Annotated in this window: 11 protein-coding genes; 6 read left to right on the top strand and 5 right to left on the bottom strand. The window is 42.3% G+C overall.

Going from position 1 to position 13,940, the window contains the following annotated elements; genetic code table 11:
* Positions 1-73: 73 nt before the first annotated feature.
* Positions 74-937 (top strand): DegV family protein, encoded by an 864-nt coding sequence (locus KP77_RS07790; protein ID WP_041122160.1) that lies wholly within the window; start codon positions 74-76, stop codon positions 935-937.
* A gap of 16 nt (positions 938-953) precedes the next feature.
* A complete protein-coding gene (locus tag KP77_RS07785; protein WP_052474032.1) occupies positions 954-2,294 on the top strand; it encodes a CoA-disulfide reductase in 1,341 nt (446 codons plus the stop codon).
* Between the two features lie 26 nt (positions 2,295-2,320).
* Here the strand turns inward: KP77_RS07785 and KP77_RS07780 are convergent, their stop codons facing one another.
* The 5 genes from KP77_RS07780 to KP77_RS07760 form a co-directional block, all read right to left on the bottom strand.
* Positions 2,321-3,352 carry a LacI family DNA-binding transcriptional regulator gene (locus tag KP77_RS07780; protein WP_041122158.1) on the bottom strand — a complete coding sequence of 344 codons (1,032 nt, stop codon included), beginning with the start codon at positions 3,350-3,352 and terminating at the stop codon, positions 2,321-2,323.
* Between the two features lie 54 nt (positions 3,353-3,406).
* Entirely contained in the window at positions 3,407-4,951 is a 1,545-nt protein-coding gene (locus tag KP77_RS07775) for an alpha-amylase family glycosyl hydrolase (RefSeq protein ID WP_041122157.1), read from the bottom strand.
* Positions 4,952-5,031: 80 nt separating this feature from the next.
* Positions 5,032-5,874, bottom strand: a complete 843-nt coding sequence (locus tag KP77_RS07770) for a sugar ABC transporter permease (RefSeq protein ID WP_041122156.1) — start codon at positions 5,872-5,874, stop codon at positions 5,032-5,034.
* Entirely contained in the window at positions 5,874-7,184 is a 1,311-nt protein-coding gene (locus KP77_RS07765; RefSeq protein ID WP_041122155.1) for a carbohydrate ABC transporter permease, read from the bottom strand. The genes KP77_RS07770 and KP77_RS07765 overlap by 1 nt, the downstream gene beginning before the upstream one ends.
* Positions 7,185-7,281: 97 nt before the next feature.
* The gene (locus KP77_RS07760; RefSeq protein ID WP_041122510.1) at positions 7,282-8,559 is read right to left on the bottom strand and encodes a sugar ABC transporter substrate-binding protein; all 1,278 of its coding nucleotides are present in this window, start codon (positions 8,557-8,559) and stop codon (positions 7,282-7,284) included.
* Positions 8,560-8,826: 267 nt separating this feature from the next.
* On the opposite strand from KP77_RS07760, the gene KP77_RS07755 reads away from it, so the two are divergent.
* From KP77_RS07755 to KP77_RS07740, 4 genes are all read left to right on the top strand, one after another.
* The gene (locus KP77_RS07755) at positions 8,827-10,575 is read left to right on the top strand and encodes a glycoside hydrolase family 13 protein (protein WP_041122154.1); all 1,749 of its coding nucleotides are present in this window, start codon (positions 8,827-8,829) and stop codon (positions 10,573-10,575) included.
* A gap of 71 nt (positions 10,576-10,646) precedes the next feature.
* Positions 10,647-11,987 (top strand): MATE family efflux transporter, encoded by a 1,341-nt coding sequence (locus KP77_RS07750; protein WP_041122153.1) that lies wholly within the window; start codon positions 10,647-10,649, stop codon positions 11,985-11,987.
* A gap of 200 nt (positions 11,988-12,187) precedes the next feature.
* Positions 12,188-12,529 carry a P-II family nitrogen regulator gene (locus KP77_RS07745; protein ID WP_041122152.1) on the top strand — a complete coding sequence of 114 codons (342 nt, stop codon included), beginning with the start codon at positions 12,188-12,190 and terminating at the stop codon, positions 12,527-12,529.
* A gap of 21 nt (positions 12,530-12,550) precedes the next feature.
* On the top strand, positions 12,551-13,933 hold the full coding sequence (locus KP77_RS07740; protein ID WP_041122151.1) for an ammonium transporter: 1,383 nt from the start codon (positions 12,551-12,553) through the stop codon (positions 13,931-13,933).
* The last annotated feature ends 7 nt before the right edge of the window (positions 13,934-13,940 follow it).

Genomic DNA, 13,940 nt, shown 5'->3' with positions numbered 1-13,940 from the left:
ACTAATGTCGTTGTAAATTATCAAATAAATAGATAAACTGAGACTTAGGACTAACGACAAAGGAGCGATTCATATGAATATCCAACTGATTGCAGACAGCGCGTGTGATTTGCCTGCTGAATTTTTCACAGAACATAATATAACACTCCTCCCTCTACATGTACATATAGGTGAAGAAGAATACGAGGATCTGGTTACAATAAAATCTAAGGATGTTTTTGATTCGATCAGAAATGGCGGACACCCTAAAACATCACAGGCTAGCCCGCAAAAGATGGAAGAAGAGTTCACTGCACTTGCCAAGTCCGGTAAAAAAGGACTTTATATTGCCTTTTCATCTGAACTCTCAGGCACTTATCAGACCGGGGTGATGATCAGAGATCAGGTAAAAGAAGAATATCCGGAACTTGATCTGACCATTGTTGATACGAAGTGTGCTTCACTCGGGTATGGACTGGTTGTTGTAAAAGCGGCATCTATGCTGTCAGAAGGTGCTGCATTTGAAGAAATAACAGATGAAGTTCAATTTCAGCTCGAACATATGGAGCACTTATTCACTGTTGAAGACCTTGACTATCTTGCTAAAGGCGGACGCGTGTCTAAAGCTTCCGCCTTTATCGGGGGACTTTTAAACATCAAGCCTCTGCTTCACGTTGAAGATGGAAAACTCGTCCCGCTTGAAAAGCTGCGCGGAAAGAAAAAGCTGTTAAAACGGATTATTGAAGTCATGAATGAACGCGGAGATCAGCTTGATCAGCAAATGATCGGCATCAGCCACGGTGATGACGCCGAACTTGCTGAAGAAATGAAAACGATGATTGAAAATGAATTCGGCACATCTTCATTCTTTACAGGTATGATCGGTTCTGCAGTCGGTGCTCATGCAGGGCCCGGCACACTCGCTATTTTCTTCCTGAACAAAAAATCTGTACGCTGATTGGAATGATATGAATATGAAAGTACTCGTTATCGGAGGCGTTGCAGGCGGTGCAACCTTCGCCTCCCAGCTGAGGATGCTTGATGATCAGGCTGAGATTATCGTGTTTGAAAAAGATGGAACAATGTCTTTTGCAAATTGCGGTATGCCTTACTACCTCGGAGGTTTTGTTGAAGAGAAAGAGCAGTTGATTGCTGCAACACCTGAGTCTTTTCAAAAAGATAAAAGCATTGAAGTGCGGATCCGTCATGAAGTGATCAGCATTAATCGAAGTAAAAAGACCCTTACAATCAATGATCATATTCAAAATGAAATGTATGAAGAGACATATGATAAGCTGGTCTATTCTCCCGGGGCAGTTCCGATTGTACCTGATATTGAACATCTTGACCGCGGTAACTGCTACAGCCTGAGATCGTTTAAGGATATGCTGAAACTCGATGAGCATATCTCCGGCAGAAGTTATCAGTCAGCCTGTCTAGTTGGCGGCGGATTTATCGGGCTTGAAATGGCTGAAAATATGAAAGAGAGAGGCCTTGACGTTCATCTCGTTCAACGCTCCGGTCACGTGTTGAATCTGCTCGAACCGGCTTTCTCAGAAATTCTTGAAAAAGAGCTCCTTCAAAAAGGCATTGATCTTCACCTGAACGCAACGGTAAAGCGAATAAATGAAGATAAATCTTTATTGTTGTCAGATGGTTCAGAGATCGAAGCTGACTTTTTGCTCTTGGCTGTCGGTATTAAACCGAACAAACATCTGGCTGAAACAGCCGGTTTGAAAATTGGTGAAACAGGCGGCGTTTGTGTCAATGAATATATGCAGACAAATGATGAGGATATCTATGCCATTGGGGATGTGATCGAGTCTATTGATTACATTACATCACAGCCAAAGCGTGTTCCTCTGGCATGGGTTGCACACCGGGAAGCTTATATCGCAGCGAGGCATATGACCGGTGACAGTCTCCCATTCAAAGGTATCCTGGGTACTGCTATCTGTAAAGTCTTCGATCAGACAGCTGCAGTTGTAGGTCACAGTGCATCGTCATTAACAGAGATGAAAATACCCTTTGAAACTGCAGAACTCACTGCCAGACAGCATGCGGGTTATTATCCGGGTGCCGCAAAGCTTTCACTGGTTATTCACTTCTCTCATGATGACGGTAAGATCCTCGGGGCACAGGCTGTCGGAGAAGGAGCAGATAAGCGGATTGATGTCATTAGCACAGCGATTACAGGTAATCTGACAGTCCTTGATCTGCAGACACTTGAAATCGCTTATGCACCTCCTTACAGCGCACCAAAGGATCCTGTGAATATGCTTGGATATAAAGCCGTAAAAAAAGTGAAGAAATGAAAAAAGAACCTTCTGCAGGTTCTTTTTTATTTCTTCACGTATTCAGTGGAAAACCTTTTCACAATATGATGCGGAACAGTGACGCGGCGATGCGGCACGCTTTTATCCTCCACTCTTTTAATCAGCTGTGCAGACGCTTCGAATCCAAGCTGAAAGATATTAATATCCACAGAAGTCAGCGGAGGTCTCGACATTTCTGAGAATAATACATTGTTGAAGCTGATCATTGAGATGTCTTCAGGTACTGTCATATCAAGCTCACTGAGCGTATTTAGCACACCGAGTGACATCAGATCATCTGTGACCAGAAGTGCTGTCGGCCTGTCACTGACCGGCAGTTCCATTAACGCACATATTGCATCTTTACCGCCTTCAAGTAAAAAGCTTTCATGGACGGTATATGACTCTCTGTATGGTAATCCGGCTTGCGCCAGTGCATCCTTATACCCCTGAAGTCTTTCTACTGTCACAACCAGCTGTTTATCCCCACCGATATAGGCAATTCTCTCATGCCCCATACCGATCAGAAACTCTGTCGCGTCAAAGCCTGCCTGAATATTGTCATTATCCACATGCGTAATGCTCTCTGCCATTTTATACGGCTTGCCAATCATCACAAATGGGAAATTTCTTTCCTGAAGGTAGGTGACAATTCTGTCTTCCACTTTTGAATAAAGGAGGATGACACCATCCACCCGTCCTCCCTGCACCATTTGAACGACTCCGTTATAAATATCGTCCTCACTTTTGCCTGTGACAAGCTGCAGCGCATATTGATGTTCATGCGCCCCTTCGTTCAGCCCTCTTAATACTGTCGGGAAGAACGGATTCTGAAAAAACACATCAGATGAGCCTGGAGTGACTAGTCCGATCACCTGTGTTGACTGATTCGCAAGACTTCTGGCAATAAAATTCGGGTGGTAGCCAAGCTGCTCCATCGCTTCTCTTACTTTAACTTTTGTCTGTTCACTGATTCTCGGGTTATTCGCAATGACGCGTGAAACAGTGGACGGGGCTACATTTGCCACTTTTGCTACATCTTTAATTGTGACAGACATCATGGTCACCTCCTGCGATTTTGTTTACGCTTACAAAATGTTAAGATCAAAGGCCTAAGCCTCTGATTTTCTTTTCCCTCTTTTTCTCATAAATATGAAGAAACTGATAAAGAAGATCCAGACAGCAGCGATCAATGCTAAAAAGCCGTAGTTTATCCCGGTTTCATCAGCAACAACATAAATTTCAGCTACTTCTCTGTCCAGAATGATTCTGAACTGATCATCTTCTGCTCTGACAAGGTCACCGCCAAGAAGACCGCGCAATTCACTGTTATCCATGTAATCACTTACAGGCAGGTCTACTGTTTGCGTTTCACTCGTGTTGTTAATCGTAATAATTGTTGTCTCATCTTCATATTCCCTTTCATATACAAGCATTCCCTGCTCATTATAGAGAACACTCAACGTACCCCTGGTCAGTGACGGAAGATCCTGACGGAGTTCTCCTACATCACCTATATATTCTTTCAGCTCTTCATCTACATTAAAGTCCATCAATCTGCGGTTATCAGGGTCTTCCCCACCGTCTAAAGCAATTTCAGATCCATAATACATAATCGGAATGCCAGGCACTGTAAACATAAAGACAGTTGCCAGTTCCCATCTTGTACCGGGAAACATATTCTGTTCTGATGCAAGCCGTGTAAACCGGCTCATATCATGATTATCTATAAAGTTCCCCATCAGATAGGGGTTTTCGAAAAACTGCTGATTATAATCCCAGTAATTGAACAGTCTTGCTGTCGACTGGTCCACTGTTTGAAAAGCACTTCTCATTTGTTCTGCAAGAGGAAAATCGACAAATCCGTCTATACCTGTATCAGCATATTCAGCAATCTTACGTATATCCGTATCGTATACCTCTCCAAGTAAATAGAAATCATCTTTTACGGACTTTACTTCAGAAGAAAAGTCTGTCCAGAATTCAGTCGGCACATGCTTTACTGTATCGAGACGGTAGCCGTCAATATCCGTTTCTTCAATCCACCATTTTGCAGCGTCAAATAAGTATTCGCGCACTTCCGGGTTCTCCGTATTCAGATCCGGCAGCCCGTAAATCCATCCATTCTCCAGCTGTTCAGGATCATTATTATCCCTGATTGGCTGCTCCACATGATACCAGTCTTCTTTTTCAGGATCTGACACCCATGGATGAGTTGGTGCTGTATGATTAACAACAAAATCAAGAATCACTTTTATGTCTCTGTCGTGCGCTTCATCAACAAGCGCTTTGAATTCTTCGATTGTACCAAAATGGTCTTCAGTTTCATAAAAATCATCAATCCAGTAGCCGTGATACCCTTTTTCTTCATTAGAAAAAACCGGGGTCAGCCAGATTGCTGTAAAGCCCATCTCTTCAATGTGATCCAGTTCATTAATAATCCCCTGAAAATCTCCTCCGTGATATGCCAATGGGTCCTGCGTATCCACTACTAAATCATTAGATGTATCACCATTTGAAAAACGGTCCACCATCAGAAAATAAATTGATTCATCCTGCCACTTTCTCTCTTCCTTTTCAACAGCGCCTGCTGAGCTTAAAAAAGCGCTATTAAAAAGGAGGATAGTGATGAGTAAAAGAGCGCTGACTCTTCTCACCTCTGCCCCTCCTCCTTTAACGGAAAATTTTCCGAAGTTACGTAAGCTATGTGTCTGTAAGAATCAATCAGTATCAGCGATTAACCTTTTGTACCACCGGCAGTAAGTCCTGAGATCAGGTAACGCTGTGATAACAGATAGACAAGCGCAATCGGTACAGCGATCAAAATAGATCCCGCAGCAAATCGCGTAAAGTTATTGTCGAACTGATTACTGATAAAGTTAAACAATCCAAGTGCGAGCGTAAAGTTGTCAGGGTTTCTGAGAATAATACGCGGCAGCAGGAAGTCAACAAATGGTGCCATGAAATTAAATAAGGCTACAACACCGAGAATCGGCTTTGCTAGCGGCAGCATAATTTTGAAAAATACGCCTAAGTGTCCGGCACCATCAATTCTTGCAGCTTCATCAAGCTCCTTAGGTATTGTATCAAAATATCCTTTCACAAGCCATGCATTGAATGGGATTTGACCTCCAATATAGATCAAAGTAAGTCCAACTAGTGAATCAAGCAGACCCACCATGTTCAGCATGACATAAATTGCGACCATTCCCATAATAACTGGGAACATCTGAAGCAGTAAGAATGCATACAGACCATATTTACGGCCGGTGAACTTATAGCGTGAGAAAGCATACGCTACAAATGATGTCAGTACGACTGAGAAGAAAGCATTCGCAATCGCAACGAATACACTGTTTTTATACCAGAGCAGATAATCACTGCTTGGATCTGTGAACAGCCATTTATAATGTACGAGTGACCAGTTATCAGGGATCAGCTGAGCTGAATAGAGACTTGTTCCCGGATTCAGTGACATGCCAACCGTCCATAAAAGAGGATAGCCTATGACAACCGCCATAAAGGCCAGGAATAAATAAATCAGTGCTACTTCTACGTTCGATTTCATTTTCTTGCTCATTAAATATTCCCCTCCTCTTTAAAGGATCTTGTTCTTCTGAACTGGAAGAAGGCAAAACCGGTAACAATTAACCCCAGGATCAACGTAATGGCAGCTGCCATACTATACTGGTTCAATTCAAACGTCAGGTCAAATACCCATGAGATCAGGATGTCTGTACCGCCCGCATTCTGACCGCGGACAGGCGGACCACCTTCATTAAACAGGTAAATGATATTAAAGTTATTAAAGTTTCCTGCATACTGCATAATCAAAAGCGGTGCTGTTGCATACAGTACGTGAGGAAGTGTGATACTTTTGAATTTCTGCATACGGCTTGCCCCGTCAACATCTGCTGCTTCATACCAGTCTTTAGAAATACTCTGTAAAATCCCGGTGAATAAAGCGAAGACGAATGGGAATCCAAGCCATGTCTGTATCATAATTAACGCAATGCGTGTCCAGAATGGATCCTGTAACCACGGAATCGCCAGGTCAAACATTGCAAGAACGTCCGTATTTATTGCTCCGAAACGATCATTAAACATTGCTGCGAAAACGAGGATCGTAACGAAAGCCGGTACTGCCCATGGTAAAATTAGAATTGTCCGGATTAAACGCTTAAATTTAATACGTGGATCGTTAACAAGCAGTGCAAGGAATAATCCAAGTGCAATCTGAAGCGTTGTTGCGACTACTGTCCACACAACTGTCCAGGTAAATACGCTGATAAATGTGTCCTGCCAGATATTACTGTCTCCGGTTCCGCTGCCAAAGAACAGACGTCCGAAGTTTTCAAAACCGATCCAGCTCAGAAGATTTCTCGGCGGCTGGTTATACTGCGTGTAATCTGTAAACGCAAGTGCCACTGTGAATAAAAGTGGTAATACAACGATAAATACAAGCATGACAAGTCCTGGTGTGACAAAGAAATATGGGAATCCAGTGTCCCACACATTTTTTGCTGCCTGCCTGAAGGTTGGTGTCTTTTCTCCATCTCTTAGACGGATCGCATCTCTTTTAGCATCTTTCACATTCGCTATGTAAAGAGTGATGGCGAAAGCAATAAGAATTAATGAAACAAAGCCATAGATTAATAGAAATACTGAATGGTCTGTACCTGCAAGTGTACCCAGTGTCATAATGCCCCAGATACCATAGTTAATAAACTGTCCAAGCGTCAGGATGAAGGAAACTTCAAGGATAATGAATAAAGCACCCTTAACATATCTGCGGTTGTACAACTGACCTAAACCTGCAAGAAGTATAGATAAAATGACAGCTAATTTGGGGTTGTGGTTCTTTTTAGCTGTTGGATTAGCAGTTGACATGTCATCGCCTCCCGAATGAGCATTGCAGAGAGAAATTCTCTCTATAAAGTGAGTGGATAGAAGGAGGGAATCCTTCTATCCACCATCGTCATGAATATTATTGCTGTGCTGCTGCAATATTGTCTTTGATTTGCTGTACTGCTTCATCAAGTACAGGTTGTACTTCTTCACCTTGAGCGATGAATAGAAGTGCATTGTTGATTGGATCCCAAACCTGTTGCATTTCAGGAGCAGATGGCATTGGTGTTCCGTATTGAATCTGCTCAGCGAATGGAGCAATCAGTTCGTTAGATGTAACTGCTTCACTTTCAAGTGCTGCCTGGTTAGCTGGAAGCTCGCCGGCACCTTCAAAGTATGCTGTAGAATTTTCTTCATTTGTAAGGAATAGCGCAAGATCAGTTGCTGCATCCTTATTTTCAGAGAAATCAGAAACCATCCAAGATTTAACACCTACAAATGATGTTGCATTTGTTCCGTCAACTGTTGGAAGAATTGCAGTTCCAAGGCTGTCACCAAGTGCTTCTTCATATGCAGGAATATTCCAAGGACCTGTGATAGCAACGCCGACTTTACCGTCTGTGAATAGACCGTTCATGATATCAGGGTTGATTTCAACAGGGATATAACCATTTTCGTACCATGACTGGATCAGTTCTCCACCAGCTACAGCGCCTTCATTGTTAAGACCGATATCTTCAACGTCATAAGCGCCATTTTCATTTGCAAATACATAAGCGCCATTTGCACCGAAGAATGGGTAAGAGAAGTAGAAGTTAGCAGCTTCCATCAGGAAACCATACTGATCTGCTGAAGCATCAGTCTGCTCTTCAGCAATCGCCATTAACTCATCCATTGTTGCAGGTGCTTCTTCAACTAGATCTTTATTGTAGAAAGTTCCATAAGTTTCAACAACAAGTGGAGCTCCGTAAATTTCACCATCATACGTTACAGCATCAATTGCTGTTTCTGAGTAAGTACCTTCTGCTTCACCAAGATTAATTGGTGCTGCAAGTCCCTGAAGGACGATATTACCAATACGGTCATGCGGCTGGAAGAACAAGTCAGGACCGTTACCTGCAGGACCATCAAGGTTAAGAGCTTCAATTTGATCTAACATGTTCATTGGTGTTACATCAATTTCGATTCCAGTTTCTTCAGTGTACTTTTCAAAAAGTGTATCAAGTACTACTTTTTGATCTTCATTATCATTTACCCATACACTAAGTGTTTCTGGCTGATCTCCAGTTGTTTCTTCTGAATCTCCGCCCCCGCTGTCATCAGTAGAACCGCCAGACTCTTCACGATCCGGTGCACAAGCTGCAAGGACTCCAATTAATAGTAGTACCATTGCAAAAAACGATAGATACTTTTTCAACATTGACCCCTCCTAAAGGTGTTTTTCATTTGTCTGTACAACCGTTTGCACAACATGCAAAAAAATAAAAACTTAAACGCTTACATTATTCTGTGGAAACGATTGCACAACCTACTTTTATTATAATCAGAATTTAAAAGATTACAATACTTTTTTCGAAGTTTTTGCAAAATGTGACGAAAATATTTCGGAAGCCTCAGATTGACAAGCATATTCCTTTGGCATAATGTTGTAATCAATTCCACACTACAGGAGGCTCCAATCCAGATGAATAAAGCTGCTGTTTACCATCGCGCCGACCGCTCGATGGCCTATTCAATCAATTCAGATGAGATGCAAATCCGATTAAAAACTGCAAAAAATGATATTCACCAGGTAACACTTGTACACGGTGACCCCTACGACTGGACGAATGACCAGTGGAACTTCAGCCAGCTTGACATGAAGGCTGCCGGTACAGATGAGCTTCATGACTACTGGGAAATCAATATCTCCCCTCCATACCATCGTCTGAGATACGGTTTTGTTCTATCTAATAAGAAGAAAAGTGTCTTTTACGGGGAAAAGAACTTTCATCCTGCTCCACCGAAAGACATTGGAGAATATTTCTGTATGCCTTATATGAACCAGGCAGACCTGTTTCAGTCACCTGAATGGGTACATAACACAGTGTGGTATCAGATCTTTCCGGAGCGATTCGCTAACGGCGACCCTTCGGTTAATCCTCCTGCCACTATTCCATGGGGCAGTGAAGATCCTAAAAGAGACTCTTTTTTCGGAGGCGACCTGCAGGGAGTCATCGATCACCTTGACTACCTTGAAGACCTCGGGATTAACGGCATTTACTTTACTCCGTTATTCGAAGCTTCATCTAACCACAAATATGATACGATCGATTACTTTGAGATCGATCAGTATTTCGGAAATAAAGAAACCTTAAAGGAACTGATTTCTGAATGTAAAAAACGCGGCATTAAAGTGATGCTTGATGCTGTATTTAATCACAGCGGCTTCTTCTTCCCTCCATTCCAGGATGTACTTGAAAAGGGTGAAAACTCAAGATATAAAGACTGGTTTCATATTTGGGACTTTCCTGTTCAGACAAAACCCGAACCGAATTATGATACTTTTGCTTTTACTTATATGATGCCTAAGCTGAATACAGAACATCCTGAGGTAAAAAATTATCTACTTGAAGCTGCACGCTACTGGGCAAGAGAATTTGAAATTGACGGCTGGCGTCTTGATGTGGCAAATGAAGTGGATCAGGCTTTCTGGCGGGAGTTCAGACAGGAAGTGAAGAATATTAATCCGGACCTGTATATTCTTGGTGAAGTCTGGCACGACTCCATTCCGTGGCTGCAGGGTGATCAGTTCGATGCAGTCATGAACTACCCATTCACTAACAACGCACTCCAGCTAATCGCAAAACGCGATATTAACATTAAAACATTTATTGAAAATATGACTAAAGTGCAATTCATGTATCCTTCACCTGTCAATCAAGCAGCTTTCAATCTTGTCGGCAGTCATGACACACCGAGAATTCTGACAGAGTGCGGTCATGACCTTGTAAGAGTTAAGCAGGTCTTTACACTGCTATTAACTTACTATGGTACTCCATGTATTTATTATGGAGACGAGATCGGCTTAACCGGAGGACAAGACCCGGGCTGCAGAAAATGTATGGAATGGGATGAATCAAAACAGAATCAGGAATTATTATCTTTCACAAAAAAGCTGATCAAGCTGCGAAAAGATGAGCCTCTTCTTGCAAATGAAGGCGATCTGTCATTTTATGATTTGAGTGACCAAACGCTGATATTAAAAAGAGAGAATGAGAATTCAGCAGTGTTGATTCTGATCAACCTGTCTCATAAAAAAGACACTGTCAAAATACCTTATTCATTAAATAAACGGAAAACCATTGACTTAATGACTGAAGAAGCGCATAAATGGAAAAAGGGAAAAATTAAATTACGACCACAAGAAATAAAAATGATTAAAATTGGTTAACTACTCAGACTGAGGCCCAGCCGCCTCAGTCATTTATTATGTGAAATACCGGTTTGAAGGAAGGTTTTGCAGTGAAAAGCTCCAAAAAGAAATTAACTCTGTTCGCTTTGACATGGCCCATTTTTATAGAAATTTCTCTCCATATGCTCATGGGTAATGCTGATACGTTAATGCTCAGCCAGTATTCTGATGACAGTGTTGCAGCAGTTGGTATTTCCAATCAGATTCTCGCATTGATTATCGTGATGTTCGGATTTGTTGCAACTGGTACTTCTATTCTCGTTGCTCAGTATCTCGGCGCAGAAAAAAATAAAAGCGCCGCTGAAATTGCGGTTGTTTCAATTGCTGCCAACCTCGTCTTCAGTCTGATCCTCAGTGTACTGCTATTCATTTTTGACGACAACATTCTATTACTGATGGATCTGCCTCCTGAATTATTGCCAGAGGCGACGGTATATCTGCAAGTTGTCGGAGGATTATCTTTTATACAGGCAGTTATTATGACACTTGGCGCCGTGCTCAGAAGTTACAGCTTCACGAAAGACGCCATGTACGTCACGCTCGGCATGAACATCATTAACGTGGCAGGGAATTATATTGTGATCTTTGGTGCATTCGGGTTCCCTGTACTAGGCGTTGAAGGCGTTGCCTATTCCACTGTCATCAGCAGATTCATAGGATTAATTGTTTTATTTATTCTTTTGATTAAACGCATTGATGGCGGACTGCCTTTTATCTCTTTATTCAGACTGCCCGCCTCCCATTTGAAGAATCTGCTGAAAATCGGCATCCCTTCTGCCGGAGAACAGTTATCATACAATGCTTCTCAGCTGGTCATCACAGCTTTTATTGCATCACTCGGTACAGAGGCAATAACGACAAGGGTATACACATTGAATATCATGATGTTTATCTTTTTATTTGCGATCTCAATCGGCCAGGGTACTCAGATCCTGATCGGACATATGGTAGGTGCAGGAAAATATGAAGAGGCTTATAAAAGAGGGATTAAGAGTTTACGAATTGCCATTATGATTTCATTTGGGATGGCTCTGCTGTTCTCTATTTTCTCTGAAACACTGCTTGGTATCTTTACTGCAAATGAGGATATTTTATTTCTTGGCTCCATCCTGATTTATCTCACAATTATCCTCGAGCCCGGCAGAAGCTTTAACCTTGTTGTGATCAATTCTCTACGTGCCGCCGGAGATGTGAAATTTCCTGTTTATATCGGGATCTTATCGATGTGGGGCGTAGCCGTTTTGTTTGCTTACCTGCTGGGAATTGTATTTGGACTTGGGCTCATCGGTATATGGATCGCCTTTATACTGGATGAATGGCTCAGAGGAATTCTGATGCTCCGGAGATGGCGTTCTAAAGGATGGATTGAAAAAAAGTTTGCTCAGCCGTAAAACGTTTTCATTCAAGCTCTCACTCATGTGAGGGCTTTTTTCACGTCATAAAACCTAACATTAAAAACGTTTTTTCTAAAAAAACACTTGCAATTAACTAATATTCTGAATATTATTATAAACATAACAACTTTCATGTTATATTTCCTAACATATAATTCATGTCAGGTGATATGACATCAGAAACAAGGAGGATAAATATGAAAAAAATCGAAGCGATCGTCCGTCCTGAAGTATTTCAGACTTTACGGGAAAAGCTGGTTGATCTTGGCATTAACGGTTTGACAGTTTTTGAAGCTGCCGGATGCGGAAATCAAAAAGGCAAGAAAGGCGCTTTCAGAGGAACATCTTATGAACTTCCTCTTGTATCACGGATTAAAGTCGAAATGGTAACTGAAGAACACCGGACAGAAGAAATCGTAGACGCAATTATCGAAGCCTGTGGTACCGGTGAGGTTGGAGATGGCAAGATATTCATTTCACCTATTGAAGAGATTATCAGAATCAGAAGCGGTGAACGCGGAAGACAGGCAGTTCTTTAAAAATTCGGAGGTGTATGATCAATGAAGAAGAAGATTTTATCTATTACAGCTTTAGGCAGCCTGGTAACAACGAGTGCTTATGCAGCACCAGTAACAGCTGAAAGTGTACAATTTTCATTGGATACAATGTGGGTTATGATTGCAGCTATCTTAGTATTTTTTATGCATGCAGGGTTCGCGATGGTCGAATCAGGGTTTACGAGAGCTAAAAATACACTCAATATTCTATTAAAGAATATCCTGACGATCTCCATTGGTTCTGTTTTATACTTCCTTGTGGGGTACGGGATTATGTTCGGAAGCTCAAACGGTTTTTTCGGCACAACCGGCTTCGCTCTCTCAGGCGTTGAGGATGTAGGTTTCTTCCTATTCCAGGCTGTGTTTGCCGCAACTTGTGCGACCATTATCTCCGGTGCTGTTGCTGAACGGATGAAGCTCAGCAGCTATTTAATACTGACTGTATTGATGACTGGCGCGATCTATCCTGTTGTAGGCCACTGGGTCTGGGGAGGCGGCTGGATTTCAGAGCTTGGTTTCGTCGACTTTGCAGGTTCTACTGTTGTTCACTTAACAGGTGCTGTAGGTGCATTTGCAGCCGTTGCATTCCTTGGTGCACGTATCGGAAAGTATGAAGGTAAAAAAGTGAATGCTATTCCAGGACATAATATACCGATCGGCGCACTTGGTGTGTTTATCCTTTGGTTCGGATGGTTTGGTTTTAATGGCGGAAGTTCACTTGCAGCTGATCCGACACTTGTACCAGTTGTTATTTCAACAACACTTTTATCAGCTTCAGGCGGTGTCATTGCTTCTGCTCTTTATACGAAAATCAGATTCAAGCAGATTGATCCTTCTATTACATTGAACGGTGCACTCGGTGGTCTTGTCGGTATTACTGCAGGTACAGCGAACGTATCATTAATTGGCGCAGTCGTGATTGGTCTTGTTGCAGGTGTTATTCTTGTTGAAGGTATCCGCTTCATTGATGTGGTACTGAAGAAAGATGATCCGGTTGGTGCGATCGCAGTGCACGGAATCTGCGGGATCTGGGGAACGCTTGCTGTTGGTCTATTTGATACGGCAAACGGATTATTCTACGGAGGAGGTGCTTCACTCCTTGGCGTGCAAGCAATCGGCGTAGGAGCAGTTATTCTCTGGACAGGATTAGCAGTAAGCGCAGTTGTATTTATCCTGAAATCAGCAGGCGGTATCCGCGTTTCACGTGAAGAAGAGATCACAGGTCTTGATTACGCTGAACATGGTTCAAATGCATACGAGCTGAAAGAATCACTTGTCTCTTCAACAGCTACTGGAGGCGATACGCTGTCAGGCAGCCTTGTTGAGCGCCTGGATCAGCTTGGAAAGTCTGCAAAAAAGCAAAAAGTTTATAAGAAAACCGTATAAAATTTGG

It is taken from the genome of Jeotgalibacillus alimentarius (genome assembly GCF_000829445.1).
GTDB classification, from domain to species: Bacteria; Bacillota; Bacilli; order Bacillales; family Jeotgalibacillaceae; genus Jeotgalibacillus; species Jeotgalibacillus alimentarius.
Note: the sequence above shows the minus strand (reverse complement) of the source record. Positions and strands in the feature narration are given on the sequence as shown.